Origin of the sequence: Solibacillus isronensis (genome assembly GCF_023715405.1) — a bacterium.
Taxonomy (GTDB): Bacteria; Bacillota; Bacilli; order Bacillales_A; family Planococcaceae; genus Solibacillus; species Solibacillus isronensis_B.
This window is the reverse complement of sequence record NZ_JAMBOC010000001.1, coordinates 1,643,885-1,665,320: the sequence shown is the minus strand read 5'-3', so window position 1 is coordinate 1,665,320 and position 21,436 is coordinate 1,643,885. Positions and strand designations below refer to the sequence as shown.

The window sequence follows — 21,436 nt, the reverse complement described above, 5'->3', positions numbered from 1 at the left end:
GGGGGAATATTTGTGATATTAGTCGTTGGTGGAGCGGGCTTTGTTGGAAGCCATGTCGTAAATTTATTACTGGAAAAAGGGCCGGTCGTTGTGTATGATAATTTATCCACAGGACACCGTGGAGCAGTCGATGAGCGGGCTATTTTTATTGAAGGTGAATTATCGGACCAGCAACGGTTAACGCAAATATTTACATTGTTTCCGGTTCATACCGTAATCCATTTTGCAGCATCGGACTCAGTCAACGAGGCAATGGGGAATCCTGAATATTACTATGAAAATAATGTCGGTGGTACATTAGCATTATTGAAAGTCATGCGTGCATGCAGAGTGAGAAATATAATGCTTTCTTCAGCCGTTATGGCATGTTCAGAAGAGCATGAGCTTTTACAAGGGCAGAAATGTATGATTGAACAAATGCTTGAAGTCTATACGAAAGCCTATGATATGAATGGGAGCGTTCTCCGTTATAGTAAGAGCACTAGTGTACAGGCTTCGGTTAGTGGAAATCTGGAAGTTGCGATTGATGAGCCAGGCAACCGTGGTTTTAATAATGTGAGCGATGTTGCAAATGCACATGTTTTAGTACTTGAAGCGTTGGAGCGAGAGAAGCCATCATTTAGGATGTATGATTTATCTGAGGTTAGTTCAAAAAACATACAACCGGAGCTTAGATGGCATACAGAACAAAATTTAAATGAAATGATTGAAGATGCCTGGAATTGGCATGAAAACTCAAAATGTTAGCGTATTAGTCTGTTACAATTCATTTTGTAACAGTTTTTTTGCGTCTATTGTACAAAAAGTGATAAAATGATTAGATGTTGAAGAACAGAAAGAGTGGTTTTTAATAATGAAAGTATTATTTATTGGCGATATCGTTGGTTCAATCGGTCGCGATGCAGTAGAGCAGTATTTGCCTCGCTTAAAGAAAAAATATAATTTGGATGTTGTTATTGCAAATGGTGAAAATGCTGCAGCAGGGCGCGGTATTACACGTGCGATTTACAATGATTTACTGCAAATGGGTGTCGATGTCATCACGATGGGCAATCATACGTGGGACAACAAAGACATTTTTGATTTTATCGATGATGCAGATTACTTAGTGCGTCCGGCAAACTTTTCGAAAGATGCACCAGGACGCGGTATGACGCAAGTATCGAAAAACGGTGTGACGATTTCGGTTATTAATTTGCACGGTCGCGTATTTTTACCGCCGCATGAAGATCCGTTTGCGATGGCAGTTGAAATGGTTGAAGAAGCGAAAAAAACGTCGCCAATCGTATTTGTCGATTTCCATGCTGAAGCTACGAGTGAAAAAATCGCATTAAGCTGGCATCTGGACGGCAAAGCATCTGTTGTTGTCGGAACACATACACATGTCCAAACGGCGGACAACCGTATTTACCCAGGTGGCACGGCATATATTACTGACGTCGGTATGACGGGTCCGTATGATGAAGTGTTAGGTATGGGGAAAGATAATGTCATTTATAAGTTCCTGACAAACATGCCGGCACGCTATGAAGTACCGAAAAAAGGCCGCGCTGTATTAAGTGCCTTCTTTGTCGAAATTGATGATAAAACTGGGAAAGCAATTCGCCAGGAACGTGTACTCATAAATGAGGATAACCCGTTTCAAGCATAAGTGAATAATGACACCTATTACTTATACAAAAGGTAACTGCCTTTTGTATACAGTGATAGGTGTTTTTTTAGTCCTTTAATAGCTGATTGAGGATTATAAAAAATAATTGAGGATTAATTTGTATGAAGTGAGGATTATGCAAAGGTAGTTGAGGATTAACGAATACAGATTGAGGATAAAATCACATAAAGAGAAGAATATATTTGCACCATATTTAACAAACCTGTAAAATCGGTAAAATATTTAAAACTACACAATAGCATTCTAATAGAAATTAGAATAAAATGGAAAACATGTGGGAATAATTGTAACGATGCGAAAGATTGGACCAAATAGACTTTTTAATAAAAGAGGTGGAAACAAAAATGAGAAAAATACTCGCTTGGCTGATTGTTATATTGTGGATGATGCTCATTTTTTACTTTTCACAACAACCAGTAGTAGATTCAAGTCGCTTAAGTTCAAATATTACAAAACAATTGATAGAGGTTGCAGAAAAAATAACACCACTGGAAAATGTGCAGGAGAGCCAGCTGCATTACCTCGTCCGAAAAAACGCTCATTTCACGATTTACTTTTTCTTGGGGATTTTTGCATTGCTAGCACTAAAATTAACCGGGTTAAAGCATTCTTGGAGTGCAATAATTTCGCTTGTCCTATGTATGATCTACGCGGTTACCGATGAATACCATCAGGATTTTGTTGATGGCAGAGGGGCTCAACTAAAAGACATTTTTATCGATTGGGCAGGGGCTGCGACGGGAATTACGGTGGCGACGCTTCTTGGTTTAATCGGGAAGACCGGCAAGGCTCGTTCGGAAAACAGAAAAACCAACTCTAGATATAAAGTAAGCGAACGTTAACAACTTTGTTACTAAGAAATCACTAAATTATATGAATAGCTCTCAGGTTTTATGAATATGTATAAACGTACATGAACTATAGAACGAAGGGAGCCCATGATGAAAGAGCGATGGAAATGGGGGATTATCATCGTGATTATATTTTGCATCGTATCGCTGATCATCTCGCTCAATATTTAAAAAGTGAAAAATAAATTAAAAGAAAGTAAAACTTTGTCGAAAACGAGGTTTTACTTTCTTTTTTTAGGGAAAGTGAATAGTTTGGAATAATTTATGGTATGATAAAATAACTATATATTTGGGTAATGATGTAAAAAGTTAAATATAAGGTGGAATTATATAGTTCCTTTTTACGTCATTTGTACAAGGAAGGAGATTAAGAGAATAATTTAGAATCATAAGTGAAATTTTAATAGCAATTTAAAGGATTGGTAGTCTTTAGTACCCAATGCCCAAAGGTGCCAAGCATTTCGGACGTAATTATTAAACTTTTATTGTCTAGTCGAGGGAGGATTTTGATTGAGCTACACTGCAAGATACACGACATTTTCCATTTTGGATTCATTGATTGTCGTGTCGGCCATTTTCATCAGTTATTTTTTACTGCATCCGTCATTAACAGTTTATTCGGATACAGTCATCGTTTTAACTGCCGTTACACTGCTTATCAGTCACCATATTACGGCACATTTTTTCCATTTGTACAACCGGCTATGGAGTTTGGCCTCGGTTAAAGAGCTGCTTATAATCGGCTATGCCGTTACGATTTCTGTTTTAGCAGCAAGTGCCATGCAGTATGTCATTAAACAGGATATTTATTTTCGTGTGATGGCTGTTACTTGGCTGCTACATATTTTATTAATCGGCGGTTCGCGTTTTTTGCTGAGGGTTGTTCATGACTGGTCTACCTACAAACCAACTGCAGATGTAAAACGGGTATTGATTGTCGGTGCTGGTGAGGCGGGGACAATGCTGCTGCGAAGTCTGAAGCGAAATCCATCAGAATATCAAGTAGTCGCCATTGTAGATGATGATCTGAATAAACAGCATTTAAAACTGCTGGACGTAAATGTATGCGGAACAACAAAGGATATCCCGCAACTTGTACAGACGAAGGGAATCCAGGAAATTATTTTAGCTATCCCTTCCTTAAGTAAAAAAGAAATCCGTGAAATTTATAATCGCTTAGGTGAAACAAAAGCAACGATCAAAATCATGCCGAAAATTGAAGATGTAATGACCGGTAAAGTTTCAGTGAGCGATATGCAGGAAATTAAAATTGAAGACTTGCTCGGTCGTGAAGAAGTCAAACTTGATATGGTGGCACTATCAAATAATTTGACGAATAAAAAGGTACTTATTACAGGTGCGGGGGGATCGATTGGTTCGGAAATTTGCCGGCAAACCGCTCACTTCCATCCGAAACAAATCATCATGCTTGGGCATGGAGAAAACTCCATCTATAAAATCCACCTAGAATTATCTGAAAAGACTGAATACAAGGATATCGAATTTATTCCGGTCATTGCGGATGTGCAGGACAGGGAGCGAATTTTCGAAGTCATTAAAGAGTTGGAACCGGATATTATTTATCATGCGGCAGCTCATAAGCATGTACCGATGATGGAAAGCAATCCACGAGAAGCGGTAAAAAACAATATTTTCGGTACTAAAAATATAGCCGAGGCAGCCCATGCATTCGGTGTTCCCAATTTTGTCATGATATCAACCGATAAAGCGGTCAACCCACCGAATGTAATGGGTGCGACAAAGCGTATAGCTGAAATTATTATTCAAAATCTAGCGACGTACAGCGACACAAATTTTGCTGCTGTTCGTTTTGGTAATGTTCTTGGATCAAGAGGCAGTGTTATTCCAAGGTTTAAAGCGCAAATTGCGGCAGGCGGACCTGTGACGGTTACGCATCCTGATATGACCCGCTATTTTATGACGATTCCGGAAGCGTCCAGACTCGTACTGCAGGCGGGAGCACTTGCTCGAGGCGGAGAAGTATTCGTCCTCGACATGGGAGAACCAATGAAAATTGTAGACCTGGCCAAAAACCTGATTCGTCTATCCGGTTTTTCGGAAGAGGAAATTGAAATTGAATTTTCCGGAATTCGACCGGGTGAAAAAATGTACGAGGAATTATTGAACGCAGAAGAGATTCAGGAAGAGCATATTTACCCGAAAATTCATGTCGGGAAAGCGAGCCGTATTGAAGGACAATTGCTGACTGCATTACTGAAAGACATTGATGAGAGTCGGTCGTCTGAATTAAAGACGAAACTGATTAAAATTGCAAATGCGAAGTGGAATCAAAATGTGATCAGTGTGCAAGAGACGAGTGCCTGAATTATATAGAAGCAGTTGAGGGGGAAAACCATTGGGAGAAACAATCAGTCTACAGGAAATAATAAAGATCATTAAAAAACGGCTTGTATTAATTATTGCTCTTACAGTAATCGGATGTGCAGTGGCAGCTGGTATCAGTTTTTATGCGATTACCCCGATCTATGATGCGCAAACGCAGATTTTAGTGAATCAAAAAGGCAATGCCGATCAAGTGTATTCATTGCAAAGTACTAATATCGATTTAAGTTTAATTAATACGTATCAAGTCATTATTACAAGTCCGGTCATCTTGACTCCAGTACTGGAAAGCCTTGATTTGGACAAAACGACAGGGCAGCTGGCACAGCAAATATCGGTATTTAGCAAAACGGATTCAAAAGTCGTCAATATCCGTGTGGAGGACCCGAATCCGGCAGTAGCAGTGGACATATCGAATACGGTCGCGGAAGTGTTTAAAGAGAACATTCCACAGTTAATGAGCATCGATAATATCTCCATTTTATCCGCGGCGAAATTAAGCGAAAATCCGTCACCGGTAAAGCCGAATAAGATGATGAATATCGCAATTGGCGCTGTTATTGGTGTTATGCTTGGCATAGGTTTGACATTTCTCATTGAGTATTTGGATATGTCGATCAAAAGTGAGCGCGATGTGGAAGATTATCTGGAATTACCGGTGATCGGTATGGTTGATTTGATTAAAGAAGAAAATCAAAAGAGATTTTCATTAATTCCCCGAAAAGCGAGGAGAGGTTAAATGGTGAGGCTGAGTCTGAGAAAAAAGAAAAATGTTCTGCAAAATGCAAATGCAGCAAGGAAGCTTGTCACTTTTACTGAAACGAAATCCCATGTTATCGAGCAGTTCCGTACGATCCGTACAAATATTAGATTTTCGATGCCGGATGAGCCGTTAAAAACTATTTTAATAACGTCTTCTACTCCGGGGGAAGGGAAATCAACGAACGCGGCGAATCTTGGTGTTGTATTTGCTCAGGAAGACAAAAAGGTACTCATTATTGATGCCGATATGCGTAAGCCGACGCTTCATCATACATTTAAAACATTCAACAAAGTAGGTCTCTCGAATGTCCTGGCCAGAAGATCGGAACTGCATGATGCGATTCAGGAGACATTTATTGTAGGGCTTGATGTCATTACAAGTGGTCCTATCCCGCCAAATCCTGCTGAACTGCTTTCGTCTCAAGGATTGGATGTGTTGCTTCAGGAGGTTAAGAATCAGTATGACATCATCATTATCGATTCACCGCCGTTATTATCGGTGACTGACGCGCAGATACTGGCGAATAAATGCGACGGCGCCATTATGATTTTAAATACAGGTGTAATCGATAAACGTGCGGCAAAAAAAGCACAGACGCTATTGGCGGCTTCCCACACAAAGATTTTGGGTGTCGTTTTGAACAACTACAAAACAAAGAATCATTATAATTATTATGATGGTTATCGTTATGCTGAATAAACTGAATAATTTCTTACAGTAGTTGCAAAAATCGGATTCTAATTGGTCATTGAAGCGCATACAATGACGTACAGGCAATAAAAACAGCCTGAAAAAAAGATAAAGCAGTACTAGATGAGGAGGAAATAGCTGTGGATTCATTAAAAGTATCATCTCGTTCTAATCCTAATTCTGTTGCAGGAGCACTCGTTGCGGTTATACGAGAGCAAGGGTTTGCTGAAATGCAGGCGGTAGGTGCAGGTGCGTTAAACCAGGCAATTAAAGCAGTAGCAATCGCTCGAGGGTTTGTAGCCCCAAGCGGCACAGATTTAATTTGTGCACCGGCTTTCGCGGACATTATCATTGCAGGAGAAGATCGTACGGCATTAAAACTACTCGTTGAAAAAAGAACTCGTTAATTCATGAAGACCCATACACTCGCTTAGCACCCAAACTGGGCTAAGCGGGTGTATTTTTGTTTGCGGGATATATTTAAATAGAAGAGATTTAGATTCCGTTAAAATTTTAATCGTCATTTTGATAAGGTTAATCGTCAATTTTGTTCACTTATTCGTCAGTTTCGGATATTTAATCGTCACTTCCACTTTTAGGAGAAAATGAAATTCTCACTCATATACTGGAACAGCAAACCGCTTCTTTTAGAACGCAACCCTTTTACATAACCAATCGTCCTCGTATAAAAGATTTCCCATATAAATTTTAGGGAATAGAAATCTTGTTTTAATTCAAAACAAATTATGTACAGAACTTTCCGTCAAAGGTCTGATTTTTTGACTCGATATGACATTTGCAATAGAAGAGACGAAAACTTCATGTTAAACTAATGTAGGAAAAAACTATAAAATGGCTGTGCAATACGGCAGCTGCTCGATAAAGCATCTTATACGCTTTATTTATAAATACAGAAACTTTAAGGAGATGTTGATATGTTACATCAGCTTTCATGGAAAGTCGGTGGGCAGCAAGGTGAAGGGATTGAGAGTACAGGTGAAATCTTCTCAATGGCAATGAATCGTCTAGGGTATTTCCTATACGGTTACCGTCATTTCTCTTCTCGTATTAAAGGTGGCCATACGAATAATAAAATTACGGTTCGTCCGACAGAAGTACGCGCAATTGCGGACGACTTAGATATACTAGTGGCGTTTGACCAGGAAACGATCGACGTGAACTATAAAGAATTAACACCAAGCAGTATCATTTTAGCGGATGCGAAATTCGATCCGAAAAATCCGGAAGACAGTGTCGCGCCATTATACGCGGTGCCATTTACGGAAATTGCGGCTGAGCTTGGTACGTCTCTAATGAAAAACATGGTGGCGATTGGTGCAACGGCAGCGCTTTTAAACTTGGATGAATCGGTTTTCCAAAGTGTTGTAAATGAAATTTTCGGACGTAAGGGTGAAGAAGTCGTTGCGAAGAACATTGAAGCGATTGAACGTGGTCGTCAAGCGATTTCAGAGCAAATCGGTGACCGTGTCGGCACATGGGAAATTGCGCCTGCAGACGGAAAACGCCGTATGTTCATGATCGGTAACGATGCAGCGGCATTAGGTGCATTGGCAGCCGGCTCTCGTTTCATGGCAGCATATCCGATTACACCGGCATCTGAAATTATGGAATACATGATTAAGAAGCTTCCCTTAGTAGGTGGAGCGGTTATTCAAACAGAAGACGAGATTGCTGCAGCAACAATGGCGATCGGTGCAAACTACGGTGGTGTGCGTGCATTCACAGCATCAGCTGGTCCGGGTCTTTCATTAATGATGGAAGCAATCGGTCTTTCAGGTATGACGGAGCAGCCGCTTGTTATTTTCGATACACAGCGCGGTGGTCCATCAACAGGTTTACCGACAAAGCAAGAGCAATCGGATTTAATGGCGATGCTTTACGGTACACACGGTGAAATTCCGAAAGTAGTCATTGCGCCTTCTACAATGGAAGAAGCGTTTTATGATACGATTCAGGCGTTTAACATTGCCGAAGAATTACAATTACCTGTTATCGTGATGACAGACTTGCAGTTATCATTAGGTAAGCAGTCGGTTGATCCATTTGATTACAGTAAAATTGAAATTCGCCGCGGCAAAATTGTCGAAGCAGTTGAAGATGTAGAATCAAAAGATTACTTCAAGCGTTATGAAAATGCAGAAGACGGCGTTTCTCCACGTGTCCTGCCAGGTACAAAAGGCGGTATTCACCATGTAACGGGTGTAGAGCATGATGAAACAGGGAAGCCATCTGAAGCAACGGGCAACCGTCGCACGCAAATGGATAAGCGTATGCGTAAATTACAGCATGTCCGCTTTGAAAATCCGGTATACGTAAACGCACCGCATGAAGATGCGGACGTATTGCTTGTAGGCTTCAACTCAACGCGCGGAGCAATAGAAGAAGTTCAGGAAAAGCTGAACTCTGAAGGCGTAAAAGTGAACCATGCACATATTAAGCTGATCCATCCATTCCCTGCAGAAGAGATGAGTGCATTAATGGATAAAGCGAAAAAAGTGATTGTCGTTGAAAACAATGCGACAGGTCAGCTTGCAAATGTTATGAAAATGAATATCGGTGGTCACGCGAAGACTAAATCGATTTTAAAATACGATGGTACACCATTCTTACCACGTGAATTAACAAACTTAGTGAAGGAGGAAATTTAATCATGGCAACATTTAAAGATTTCCGAAATTCCGTAAAACCTAACTGGTGTCCAGGCTGTGGTGACTTCTCCGTACAAGCGGCGATTCAGCGTGCAGCAGCAAACGTAGGCTATGAACCAAGCGAATTGGCAGTTATTTCAGGAATCGGCTGTTCTGGTCGTATTTCAGGCTATATTAACTCATACGGCTTCCACGGTATTCACGGTCGTGCATTACCGATCGCACAAGGCCTTAAAATGGCGAACAAAGACCTGAAAGTTATCGCTTCAGGCGGTGACGGTGACGGCTTCGCTATCGGTATGGGTCACACAATCCATGCAATCCGCCGTAACATCGACATTACGTATGTAGTAATGGATAACCAAATTTACGGATTAACAAAAGGGCAAACGTCTCCACGTTCTGCAGCTGGTTTCATTACGAAATCAACACCAGGCGGAGCGATTGAGCCATCATTAAAACCATTAGAAGTAGCGTTAACAGCAGGAGCGACATTTGTGGCACAAGGCTTCTCAACAGATATTAAAGAACTGACAGCGATGATCGAAGCCGGTTTAAACCATAAAGGCTTCTCATTCATTAACGTATTCTCACCATGTGTAACGTACAACAAAGTAAATACGTACGACTGGTTCAAAGAGAATTTAACAAAGCTTGCTGATATCGAAGGCTATGATTCATCTAACCGTGAACTGGCGATGCAAACAGTAATGCGCCATGAAGGTCTTGTAACAGGCATTATTTATCAGGATACTGAAACAACTTCGTATCAGGAAAAAATTAAAGGCTATTCAGAGCTGCCGTTAACAGATATCGATATTAGCTTATCAGCAGAACAATTTGATCAGCTGACGAAAGAATTTATGTAAATAGTTTATAGGGCTATACAGGCTGGAGTTTCCGGCTTGTATAGTTTTTTTGTTATGGGCGGGAGTTGGCGAATAAACATTTTATTTCGCTAATATATATTGAATTGGCGATTATCTTGGGGAAGTATGAATAAGTAAAGTGATGTGACGATAATCCGGTTCCAGTTGGCGAATATGAATAAACAATTGGCTAATAAATAGTCCGACGATGTACTGCAAGCTTATTTTCAGATGATTTGACGAATAAATCGGTGTAATTGTCTAAAATAATGAAAATAGCGGCGATTAAATTTTTCCGATTATTTTTTCAGGTCATGGATGGATTTGTGCCTCGGAAATGATAGAATTTTACAACAACTTAACATATTTACATATATCTGTTTACATAGTCCCTTTATACTAAATCAAAATACATAGATAAATGAGGTAGTGTAACGTGCGCTTTCGGAATGCGATTAAATTTAAAGACCGGCTTGCCGTATTAATGATCATTTGTATTTGCTCGAATATCATTTTAACCGTATTTAGTATGGATTACTTGAGGAAAATGGAAAGGGAAGCACAGGCTTTATATGAAGAAAAGCTCATGACCTTACATATGATGCAGGAATTCGAACAACAGTATCTACAAACGAATGAAATCCCCACACAGTCCATGGAGCGATTAGACGCTTTTGATTCCAAAATGGAGTTTTATATGAAGCAGTTGGCAAGTAACCCATCCATCGATCTCTTTGAGGAAATTGATGCATACATAATCGAGCGGGCATCCGCACAATTAGCCAATCATGAAAATGATATAAAATTCGGCTACAGTCTTCTATTATCGATCTCGATGATTTTAATGCTGCTTGTACTGTTTTTCGGCATTCAGGCGATTCGTTCGATCAATAAGCCGACCCGTGAGCTGAAGCAGCTATTTAAACTTGTACAGCAAGGGGATTTAACGAAGTACGCGACATACTCGGCTCGCGATGAACTGGGGGAAACAACGAAATACTACAATTTAATGATTGGAGATATGAAGGAGCTTTTAAAATCAGTCCGGAAAAATACAGAATCGGCGACAGAAGCGAATAACGAGCTTCAAACAAATGCCGAGAAGATTACAACAGGGGCAATACGTATTGCCGCAAGCTCGGATGACATGACAGGATCACTGCAATATGCAACGACCCGATTAGCGGATAACGCAGCATCTGTACAGCAGGTGGCTGCCGGGATTGACGAAATAACCGAGCGCATGCATTATGTTGACCATTATATAAAAGAAACGATCGCTCAGGCTGATGACGGTGAATCGATCGTCGGGCAAAATCTGTTGCAGATGCAGGATGTGGAAAGGGCGATGCAAACAGCGAACAATACAATTACCCAGCTGAATGAACAGACACAGCATGTATCACGTGCAGTGACGATGATTCACTCGATTGCCGACCAGACGAATCTGCTTGCACTAAATGCCTCCATTGAAGCAGCAAGAGCAGGGGAACATGGACGAGGGTTTGCTGTTGTGGCTCAGGAAGTAAGGAAACTAGCGGAACAATCGCAGGAGTTCACAAAATCCATTGCAACAATTGTTACAAAAATTCAGCAAGGAACTTTGGAAGCGACGAACAATATGGAAAATGCGATGAGAAGTGTTGATACGGGGGTCACGACAACGGAACAAAGCGCGGCCAAGTTCAGGGAAATTACGATGCAAGTACAACAGATTGGTCCGCAAATGGAGCAAGTTTCTACTATTATGAATGAAATTTCCAGTCATACCCATGATGTTGCACAAAGTTCGATGGAGTTAAGCAACCGCTCCGAGGAAAATCTCGTTTCGATGCACCAGATTCAGGAACAAATTGACATACAGAAAAGTTCAACGTCAGAAATTTATGAAGAAATTCAAAGCATTGCAAAAAATATGCGTTCGTTAACACATGCAGTCAAACGGTTTCAAATCTGATTACGCTGATTTTGACAGTTTTTGTCGAAAGCATTTTAATTTTTGATATATTACTGTAATATTTATAAGTAATTTACAAGAAAAGATAAAAATACGATAAAATTTGTAATTATTTTCTGAAAACTGATGAAATTTATCATGAAAACTGGTATCTTTAATCAAGAAGTCATATTAATGAATGATATGTAAATTTATTCCATAATACAATACACCTATAGTCATTGATTTAATATTAAGAATATTTTTAAGAATGTAGCTTTTAATAAATTATTGACTGTAGTAGAATATTGGTATAAAAATAGCGTATTTTATTGGTTAATATGAAATTATATAGAGAGAATAGTTAGTAGAAAATATTTGTATCTTACCATTTCATTTCAATACAGACTTCAATTTTCTGAATGTTTGTAAAAGGGCAGAGTGTTATGTTCAACTTGGCAAATACTTAATAATTGCTGTGATCAATTAGATTTGTCATTAGATAAATATATTAAATAAGGGGATGTATTTTTTATGAACAGTCAAATTCAACTAATCGAACCGAAGTGGTTTGTCCAGGATGAGCTACATATCATCGAAACGATCGTTAGCAAAACTTCAGCGGATACAGGTATTGTCATTGCAGGGGAAAACTTTGATGCAACAAAGCGTTGCCGTCCAACTGTACGCCTTTATATGATCCAACTATTGGATGATCAATATGAAATAACAAAAGAATTGGATGCCTTCCAGTTCGATACTGCTGAAGAAGCAAAGCAATTTTGTGCAAAGCTGCCTGAAATGACAGCTATTGATTTGGTAATGTTAATGAATAAAGAAGAGCCTGTATTTTCTATTTAATAAATTAATCCAGCTTTGTTGAATGAATCTTCATTTAACAAAGCTTTTTTTGTTGTCTCTTTTCCGAGGGTCCGTATTTGTATTTTAGTGGATAAAGGCTACAATAAAGGAGAACAACTAGAATAAGGAAGTGATTTAAATGGCTAGAGGTGTATATATTCACATTCCTTTTTGTCATCAAATTTGTAATTACTGCGATTTTAATAAAGTATTTTTTAAAAATCAGCCAGTTGATGAATATATTGAAGCACTTGGACGGGAAATGGAAATGACGGTTGCGCAAATGCCGGAAGCGTTCACGAATATCGAAACGATTTTCCTTGGTGGCGGTACCCCGACTGCATTGTCTGCACAGCAAATCGAAAAATTATTATCGCTCATTACGAAACATATTCCGATGTCATCCGTAAAAGAGTTTAGTAGTGAAGCAAATCCGGATGAACTGACAATCGATAAATTGCAGGCACTTTATAATGGAGGCGTCAATCGTTTAAGTATGGGCGTCCAATCATTCGACCAGTCACTGCTTAAGAAAATTGGCCGTACCCATTCGAATGAACATGTATATGAAACGATCCAAAACGCAAAAAAAGTTGGATTTAAAAATATAAGCATTGATTTAATGTATGGTCTGCCTGGCCAGACGATGGAGCAATGGCAAGAGACGCTTGAAAAGGCTTTGGCATTGAAGCTGCCGCATTATTCGGCGTACTCGCTTATTGTAGAGCCTAAAACGATCTTTTATATTCAGTATGCGAAAGGGAAGCTTCTTTTGCCGACAGAAGATCTTGAAGCGGACATGTATGGTGTTTTGATGGATACGATGGAAGCGCATGGACTCCAGCAGTACGAAATCAGCAATTTTGCGAATGAAGGCTATGAGTCAACACATAATAAAATCTATTGGGATAATGACGAATACGCAGGATTTGGCGCTGGTGCTCACGGTTACTTGGAAGGAATACGCTATTCCAATGTCGCACCGATCAAAAAGTATATTGAAACAGTGATGGCAGGGGAGCGTCCTTTATTGCATGAGCATGTAGTGACAGGTGATGAGAAGCTGGAAGAGCAGATGTTCTTAGGGTTAAGAAAATCTGACGGCGTGACGCATGAAGAATTTGAAAAGAAATTCGGTCAGCCGATGCTTTCTATATATAAGGAAATAATCGATCAATTACGGGAAGAGCAACTTATTGAAATTGACTCTGAAGGGATCCGTTTAACAAGAAAAGGCCGTTTTATCGGCAATGAAGTATTTCAGCGGTTTTTAGTAGGGGAATAATCTTTTTGCAGCGGTGCTTGAAAAAAGTTAAAAAAAACGGACGAATTCATTGACATCAATATAGAGATTTGCTAATTTATAAATATATTAGCACTCCTCTTAATCGAGTGCTAACAGAGGTGAGAAAGATGTTAACAAATCGGCAGTTACAACTATTGCAAGTAATCGTAGACGAATTTGTGATGTCAGCACAGCCTGTTGGTTCGCGTCAACTATCCAAAAAAGAAGGTATTACGTATAGTGCTGCTACAATACGTAATGAAATGGCAGATTTGGAGGAGTTAGGTTTTTTAGAAAAAACGCATACTTCTTCAGGCAGGGTCCCTTCTGAAAAAGGGTATCGCTTTTATGTCGACCATTTGCTTCAGCCTCAAATCATTACGAGTGGCGAAGTAGCGCAAATCCAGTCACTCTTTAAAAAGCAGATTGTTGAAGCAGAACAAATTATAAAAGAATCCGCAAATATATTATCGGAATTGACGACATACACGACCATTTTACTCGGTCCGGATGTTCAAAAACATCGTGTCAAAAAATTTCAGATTGTACCGTTAACAGAACAGACAGCGGTGGCTATTATCATCACAGATAACGGTCATGTAGAAAATCGCACACTAACGTTACCACCGGGTTTTAACCCGCATGATATTGAAAAGATGGTTAATATTTTGAATGACCGCCTAGTCGGTGTACCGTTATATGAACTTCCGATAAAGCTTCAAACTGAGGCAATATCGGTATTGAAGTCTCATATTCATGCATCCGATTCGATTGTCCGGTCATTGTTATCCATTACTTCAAACCATCACGAAAATAAAGTTTATTACGGTGGTAAATCCAACATGTTGAATCAGCCGGAGTTCCATGACTTAGAAAAAATGCGAATGCTGATGGATCTGATCGACAAGGAAAGCCAAGTTCAAACTTTATTCAATGAACAGAAAAATGGTATTCAAATCCGAATAGGTTCAGAAAACAATCATTTAGCGATGGAAAACTGCAGTGTCATCACCGCTTCCTTCCTTGTAGGGGAAGAACAGCAGGGGGCGATCGCCATTATCGGTCCGACGCGCATGGATTACCGACGTGTTGTCACATTATTGGATGTTATGACAAACAGTCTGTCCAGAGCGTTTTTCGATAAAAAGCAGTAAAGCCATTGAATCAGCGGTCGTAATGTTATACATAACCGCTGAATTCATAAATGATTGATACTCGAGGAGGAAAAGAAGTGTCAGAAACAAAAAACAATGAAGAATTGCAGCAAGAAGAAACTACGGAAGAAGTAGTGGAAACAGCTGAAACTACTGAAACAGAAGAAAACGCAGTAGATGAAAAAGATCAGAAAATCGCTGAACTTGAAGCGAAACTTGCTGAAGAGGATACGCGCTACTTGCGTTTGCGTGCAGATTACGATAACTTAACACGACGCAACCGTTTAGACCGTGAAGCAGCTGAAAAATACCGTGCACAAAGCTTATTAACTGAACTTTTACCGGTGCTGGACAATTTAGACCGTGCACTGCAAGTAGAAGTGACGACAGAAGAAGCGGCTTCATTATACAAAGGTGTACAGATGGTATATGACCAGTTACTTGCTGCAACGGAAAAAGAAGGTCTTACGATCATTCCGGCAGAAGGCGAAAGCTTTGATCCGAACTTCCACCAAGCTGTAATGCAGGAGCAAGACAGTGAAAAGGAAACAGGCGTCATTTTACGCGAACTGCAAAAAGGGTATCAGTTAAAAGACCGTGTACTGCGTCCGTCGATGGTATCTGTAAACGAGTAATTTAGTGCTTTTCGGTACTATCTATATATTTAAAATTTAGATTTTCATATCAAACACATTTTGTTTTTTACTATTAGGAGGAAAATTAAATTATGAGTAAAATTATCGGTATTGACTTAGGAACAACAAACTCTTGTGTATCTGTATTAGAAGGCGGAGAACCAAAAGTAATTCCAAACCCGGAAGGTAACCGTACATCTCCATCTGTAGTAGCATTCAAAAATGGAGAAAAACAAGTTGGTGAAGTAGCAAAACGCCAAGCTGTAACAAACCCGAACACAATTATTTCAATTAAATCAAAAATGGGTACGAACGAAAAAGTTAAAGTGGAAGATACAGAGTATACTCCACAAGAAGTATCTGCAATGATTTTACAATACTTAAAAGGCTATGCTGAAGACTACTTAGGCGAAAAAGTAACAAAAGCTGTTATTACAGTCCCTGCTTACTTCAACGATGCTCAACGTCAAGCAACTAAAGACGCTGGTAAAATCGCTGGTTTAGAAGTAGAGCGTATCATCAACGAACCAACAGCTGCAGCTTTAGCTTACGGTTTAGATCAACAAGACGTTGACCAAAAAATCCTAGTATTCGACTTAGGTGGCGGTACATTCGACGTATCAATTCTTGAATTAGCTGACGGCGTATTCGAAGTATTAGCAACAGCAGGTGACAACAAACTTGGTGGTGACGATTTCGACGACAAAATCATCGCTTATTTAGTTGAAGAATTCAAAAAAGAAAACTCAGTAGATTTATCAAAAGACAAAATGGCAATGCAACGTTTAAAAGATGCAGCTGAAAAAGCGAAAAAAGACTTATCAGGCGTAACTTCTACTCAAATTTCATTACCATTCATCACAGCTGGTGCTGATGGTCCACTTCACTTAGAAATGTCATTATCACGTGCGAAATTCGATGATTTAACAAAAGACTTAGTTGAGCGTACAATCGTTCCAACTCGTCAAGCATTATCAGATGCAGGTCTTTCAGCTTCAGAATTAGATAAAGTAATCTTAGTTGGTGGTTCTACTCGTATTCCTGCAGTAGTAGAAGCAATCAAAAAAGCAACAGGTCATGAGCCACACAAAGGCGTAAACCCTGACGAAGTAGTAGCAATGGGTGCTGCTGTACAAGGTGGCGTATTAGCTGGTGACGTACAAGGCGTATTATTATTAGACGTAACACCATTATCATTAGGTATCGAAACAATGGGTGGCGTTATGACGAAACTGATCGATCGTAACACGACTATCCCGACATCTAAATCACAAGTGTTCTCAACAGCTGCAGACAACCAGCCGGCAGTAGACATTCACGTATTACAAGGTGAACGTTCAATGGCTGCAGACAACAAAACACTTGGTCGCTTCCAATTATCTGATATTCCACCAGCACCACGTGGAATTCCACAAATCGAAGTAACATTCGATATTGATGCGAACGGTATCGTATCAGTTAAAGCGAAAGACTTAGGTACACAAAAAGAACAAACAATCGTGATCCAATCTGATTCAGGTTTATCAGAAGAAGAAATCGAGCGTATGGTGAAAGATGCAGAAGCGAACGCTGAAGCAGATGCGAAACGTAAAGAAGAAGCAGATCTTCGCAACGAAGCAGACCAATTAGTATTCCAAGTGGATAAAACAATCACAGACTTAGGCGAGCAAATCACAGAAGACGAAAAGAAATCTGTTGAAGATGCACGCGACGAGTTAAAAGCAGCTTTAGAAAAAGGCGAGCTTGAAGGCATCAAAGCTTCTAAAGAAAAATTAGAAGGCGTATTACAACCATTAGTAATGAAAGTTTATGAGCAAGCGGCAGCAGCAGCTCAAGCACAAGGCGGCGCTGAAGGCTTCGAAGGCGCAGCAGACGCTGGTCAAAAAGACGACGGTATCGTAGACGCTGACTTTGAAGAAGTAAAAGACGACAAAGACAATAAATAATTCTTTCTGATTTCCACATAAAAGCCAAAGACCGCTTGCGGCTTTGGCTTTTAAGTTTGTCATAAGCCCCATTTATATTCGGGAGAGTGGGCGAGGCGCGAGGCAAGGCGGAGTGAAGCGGCGATTTTAATCCGTTTTAGGAAGCATCGCCCATTTTTCGCGGGAGTTCGAGTTTTATTAGAAGAATTAGGTGAGAAAGTAGAACTTGTGGAAGCGAAAGTAGAAGGTTCAGGGGCTAAAGTGGAAGTTCTTCGATGAAAAGTAGAATAATTCACCCATAAAGTAGAAATTTGAATTTTATTAGAAGATTCGCTTGAGAAAGTTGAACTTATGGAAGTGAAAGTAGAAAGTTCAGGGGCTAAAGTGGAAGTTCTTCAATGAAAAGTAGAACAATTCACCGGGAAAGTAGAAGTTCGAACCAGAATGTAGCTCAATTTAGTTAGAATACGAAATTTAATACTAACCGGGAAGTGCTTGGAATGAAGGGGAGGCGACTCCTGCGGGAACAGCACGACGCCTGAGACTACAGGCTCAGGCCGTGCCCGCGGAAAGCGTCCGACCCGAAATGGAAAGCACTGGAGAATATAAAAAAAGTACACTTTATATTGATATAGTGTATGTACTAGTATTTGTACCCCGCAACGCAGCACAACGGGCTTATGAAGGAAAAGGCATCTTATAACTTCCACGTAATAAAAAGAACGGGACTATATTAGATGGCCCACACTTTATATTCCTATAAAAAAGTACCAAAGCAAAAGCTATACATCAATTTTTCAACATGTTAAAATAGACGTTATGTAAAAAGAGCGGAGAGTGAACAATGAGTAAGCGCGATTACTATGAAGTACTTGGCCTGAGCAAAGGTGCAAGCAAAGATGAAATAAAAAAAGCGTATCGTAAATTATCAAAACAGTATCACCCTGATTTAAACAAGGAAGAGGGCGCGGACGAAAAGTTCAAAGAAGTCGCAGAAGCATATGAAGTGCTGTCAGACGACCAAAAACGTGCTCGCTATGACCAATTCGGCCACGAAGATCCAAATGCAGGCTTTGGTGGCGGCGGCTTCGGCGGCGGCGCTGGATTCGGCGGTTTTGAGGACATCTTCAGTTCGTTCTTCGGTGGCGGTCGACGCCAAGATCCAAACGCCCCACGTAAAGGCGACGATCTTCAATTCCGTATGAACATTTCTTTCGAAGAAGCAGTATTCGGAAAAGAAACAGAAATTGAAATTCCAAAAGAAGAAACATGTGATACATGTCACGGCTCTGGTGCAAAACCAGGTACGCAGCCACAAACATGTTCACAATGTAATGGTGCGGGCCAAATTAACCAGGCGGTCGACACACCGTTTGGCCGTATGGTAAACAAACGTTCTTGTCCATCATGTCGTGGTCAAGGTAAAATCATTGTGGAAAAATGTTCGCCATGTCGCGGTACTGGTACAATTACGAAGAAGAAAAAAATCAAAATCACGATCCCGGCAGGTGTGGATGATGGCCAACAATTACGTGTAGCAGGTCAAGGTGAAGCAGGATTCAACAATGGTCCTGCCGGCGATTTATACATTATTTTCAATGTTCGTAAGCATGAATATTTCGAACGTGACGGCGACGATATTTTATATGAATTAAAATTAACTATCCCGCAAGCAGCATTAGGTGATGAAATCGAAGTACCGACAATTCACGGGAAAGTGAAGCTGAAAATTCCTGCAGGTACACAATCCGGTGCGCAATTCCGCCTGAAAGATAAAGGCGTAAAAAATGTACACGGCTATGGCATGGGGAACCAGTATGTCATCGTAAACGTTGTAATACCGACGAAACTAACGGAAAAACAAAAACAATTGTTACGTGAATTTGCAGAAATTAGTGGAGACATTCCGGAAGAACACGGAAGCTCCCTGTTCGACAAAATTAAGAAAAAAATTAAAGGCGACTAAGGAGTGTATTGCAAGTGAAATGGACAGAACTTTCGATTTTAACAACGCATGAAGCTGTTGATGCAGTGACGAACATTTTACACGAAGCTGGTGCAAGCGGTGTAGTAATTGAAGATTCAAAGGAATTAGACAAAGAGAGAATCGATAAATTTGGTGAAATTTATGCACTGAATCCTGAAGATTTTCCGAAAACAGGTGTCATTGTAAAAGCATATTTATCGGCTTCAAGTTTTTTAGCGGAAACAATCGAAGAAATTAAGCTTGCAATCGCAAACCTTGTAAACTTTGATATTAATATTGGTGAAAATGTATTAACACTTTGTGAAGTTGATGAAGAAGATTGGTCAACGGCGTGGAAGCAATACTACCATCCGGTAAAAATTTCAGAACGCTTCACAATTGTACCGACTTGGGAAGACTACAAACCAGTATCAACGGATGAGCTGATCATTGAACTGGATCCGGGAATGGCGTTCGGAACAGGAACACACCCTACAACAGTTATGTGTTTGCAGGCGCTTGAAAAAGTTGTACAGCATGACCACACAGTTGTCGATGTTGGTACAGGATCTGGTGTACTGTCAATTGGTGCTGCCATGCTTGGTGCGAAAAGTGTTCATGCGCTGGACTTAGATGAAGTGGCAGTAAATGCAGCACGTGAAAACGTTGAATTGAATAAAATGAGTGATATTGTTGAAGTATTCCACGGTAATCTTTTGGACACAGTAAAAGAACCGGCTGATATTGTTGTAGCGAATATTTTAGCGGAAATCATTATGTCATTTACGGATGATGCATTTTCAATTGTAAAACCAGGCGGTATTTATGTTACATCGGGCATTATCGGAGCGAAGAAAGATGATGTAAAAGCAGCTCTTGAAAAAGCCGGATTTGTCATTGAAGAAGTATTAATGATGGAAGATTGGGTAGCGATTATTTCACGTCGTCCTTAATTAAATCGTTTAATCGAAAATCGAACATTTTGCTAATGTGCAAAATGTTCGATTTTTACGTTATCAACAAGGAGTGAAGGCAATGCAAAGATATTTTGTAGATACAGTGGATAATGAAATGGACCAATTTATCATTTCCGGAGAAAACGCGCGTCATATTTCAAAAGTAATGCGCATGACGGTGGGAGAAGAAATCATTGTTGTACATGATAATGTAGCGTATATTTGTGAAATTACCGAGCTGGACCAGGATGTCCATGCGAAAAAAACAGGTACGACAATCCCTTCGCCGGAAATGCCGGTTAAAGTAGATATTGCATGTGGCCTGCCAAAAGGCGATAAACTGGAACTGATTGCACAAAAGGCGACAGAGCTCGGTATGCATGCATTAATCCCGTTTGCTGCGGAACGTTCAATTGTAAAATGGGATGATAAAAAAGCGAAGAAAAATCAGGAACGCCTTCAAAAAATCGCTCAGGAAGCGGCTGAGCAATCGCATCGAACATATGTCCCGAATGTTGTACAACCAATCAGTTTCAAACAGCTTGTACAAACATTCTCTAACTATGATGCTGTATATATTGCAGATGAAGAGGATGCGAAGTTGGCGACACGTACGACATTTAAACAAAAGCTGCAATCGTTAAATGCTGATAAAACGCCGCGCATCCTATGCATTTTCGGTCCTGAGGGCGGCATTTCCCGCAATGAATCGGCATCACTGCTTGAAGCCGGTGCACAGACAATGTCACTTGGGCCGCGTATTTTACGAGCAGAGACGGCGCCATTGTATGCGTTGGCTGCAATTTCTTATGAATTTGAATAATGGATTGGGTTTGAATT

The 21,436-nt window shown here is 40.1% G+C and carries 18 protein-coding genes; all 18 read left to right on the top strand.

Annotated elements, in window-relative coordinates; genetic code table 11:
- The first annotated feature begins 12 nt into the window (after nt 1-12).
- The 18 genes from M3166_RS08530 (at nt 13) to M3166_RS08445 (ending at nt 21,419) form a co-directional block, all read left to right on the top strand.
- On the top strand, nt 13-747 hold the full coding sequence (locus M3166_RS08530) for an NAD-dependent epimerase/dehydratase family protein (RefSeq protein WP_251689164.1): 735 nt from the start codon (nt 13-15) through the stop codon (nt 745-747).
- 106 nt (nt 748-853) lie between these two features.
- On the top strand, nt 854-1,651 hold the full coding sequence (locus M3166_RS08525) for a TIGR00282 family metallophosphoesterase (RefSeq protein ID WP_251689162.1): 798 nt from the start codon (nt 854-856) through the stop codon (nt 1,649-1,651).
- 365 nt (nt 1,652-2,016) lie between these two features.
- Nucleotides 2,017-2,514, top strand: a complete 498-nt coding sequence (locus M3166_RS08520) for a VanZ family protein (protein ID WP_251689160.1) — start codon at nt 2,017-2,019, stop codon at nt 2,512-2,514.
- A gap of 519 nt (nt 2,515-3,033) precedes the next feature.
- Nucleotides 3,034-4,869, top strand: a complete 1,836-nt coding sequence (locus tag M3166_RS08515) for a polysaccharide biosynthesis protein (protein ID WP_251689158.1) — start codon at nt 3,034-3,036, stop codon at nt 4,867-4,869.
- A 31-nt stretch (nt 4,870-4,900) separates the two neighbouring features.
- Nucleotides 4,901-5,626: a YveK family protein gene (locus M3166_RS08510; RefSeq protein ID WP_251689156.1), complete on the top strand. Its 726-nt coding sequence runs from the start codon at nt 4,901-4,903 to the stop codon at nt 5,624-5,626.
- Nucleotides 5,627-6,349 carry a CpsD/CapB family tyrosine-protein kinase gene (locus M3166_RS08505; protein ID WP_251689154.1) on the top strand — a complete coding sequence of 241 codons (723 nt, stop codon included), beginning with the start codon at nt 5,627-5,629 and terminating at the stop codon, nt 6,347-6,349.
- 131 nt (nt 6,350-6,480) lie between these two features.
- On the top strand, nt 6,481-6,747 hold the full coding sequence (locus M3166_RS08500) for a stage V sporulation protein S (protein ID WP_251689152.1): 267 nt from the start codon (nt 6,481-6,483) through the stop codon (nt 6,745-6,747).
- Between the two features lie 528 nt (nt 6,748-7,275).
- On the top strand, nt 7,276-9,009 hold the full coding sequence (locus M3166_RS08495; protein WP_251689150.1) for a 2-oxoacid:acceptor oxidoreductase subunit alpha: 1,734 nt from the start codon (nt 7,276-7,278) through the stop codon (nt 9,007-9,009).
- A 2-nt stretch (nt 9,010-9,011) separates the two neighbouring features.
- Nucleotides 9,012-9,878, top strand: coding sequence for a 2-oxoacid:ferredoxin oxidoreductase subunit beta (locus M3166_RS08490; RefSeq protein ID WP_251689148.1), 867 nt, complete (start codon nt 9,012-9,014; stop codon nt 9,876-9,878).
- 436 nt (nt 9,879-10,314) lie between these two features.
- Complete coding sequence (locus tag M3166_RS08485) at nt 10,315-11,835, top strand: methyl-accepting chemotaxis protein (RefSeq protein WP_251689146.1); 1,521 nt, start codon at nt 10,315-10,317, stop codon at nt 11,833-11,835.
- A 513-nt stretch (nt 11,836-12,348) separates the two neighbouring features.
- Entirely contained in the window at nt 12,349-12,675 is a 327-nt protein-coding gene (locus M3166_RS08480) for a geranylgeranyl pyrophosphate synthase (protein ID WP_251689144.1), read from the top strand.
- A 139-nt stretch (nt 12,676-12,814) separates the two neighbouring features.
- On the top strand, nt 12,815-13,960 hold the full coding sequence (gene hemW, locus M3166_RS08475; RefSeq protein ID WP_251689142.1) for a radical SAM family heme chaperone HemW: 1,146 nt from the start codon (nt 12,815-12,817) through the stop codon (nt 13,958-13,960).
- A 128-nt stretch (nt 13,961-14,088) separates the two neighbouring features.
- Nucleotides 14,089-15,114 carry a heat-inducible transcriptional repressor HrcA gene (hrcA, locus tag M3166_RS08470; RefSeq protein WP_251689141.1) on the top strand — a complete coding sequence of 342 codons (1,026 nt, stop codon included), beginning with the start codon at nt 14,089-14,091 and terminating at the stop codon, nt 15,112-15,114.
- Nucleotides 15,115-15,191: 77 nt separating this feature from the next.
- Complete coding sequence (grpE, locus tag M3166_RS08465; RefSeq protein ID WP_251689139.1) at nt 15,192-15,749, top strand: nucleotide exchange factor GrpE; 558 nt, start codon at nt 15,192-15,194, stop codon at nt 15,747-15,749.
- Nucleotides 15,750-15,841: 92 nt separating this feature from the next.
- On the top strand, nt 15,842-17,695 hold the full coding sequence (gene dnaK / locus M3166_RS08460; protein ID WP_251689137.1) for a molecular chaperone DnaK: 1,854 nt from the start codon (nt 15,842-15,844) through the stop codon (nt 17,693-17,695).
- Between the two features lie 823 nt (nt 17,696-18,518).
- Nucleotides 18,519-19,640 (top strand): molecular chaperone DnaJ, encoded by a 1,122-nt coding sequence (gene dnaJ, locus M3166_RS08455; RefSeq protein ID WP_251689135.1) that lies wholly within the window; start codon nt 18,519-18,521, stop codon nt 19,638-19,640.
- A gap of 14 nt (nt 19,641-19,654) precedes the next feature.
- Complete coding sequence (gene prmA / locus M3166_RS08450) at nt 19,655-20,593, top strand: 50S ribosomal protein L11 methyltransferase (RefSeq protein ID WP_008403155.1); 939 nt, start codon at nt 19,655-19,657, stop codon at nt 20,591-20,593.
- An 82-nt stretch (nt 20,594-20,675) separates the two neighbouring features.
- Nucleotides 20,676-21,419 carry a 16S rRNA (uracil(1498)-N(3))-methyltransferase gene (locus M3166_RS08445; RefSeq protein ID WP_251689133.1) on the top strand — a complete coding sequence of 248 codons (744 nt, stop codon included), beginning with the start codon at nt 20,676-20,678 and terminating at the stop codon, nt 21,417-21,419.
- The last annotated feature ends 17 nt before the right edge of the window (nt 21,420-21,436 follow it).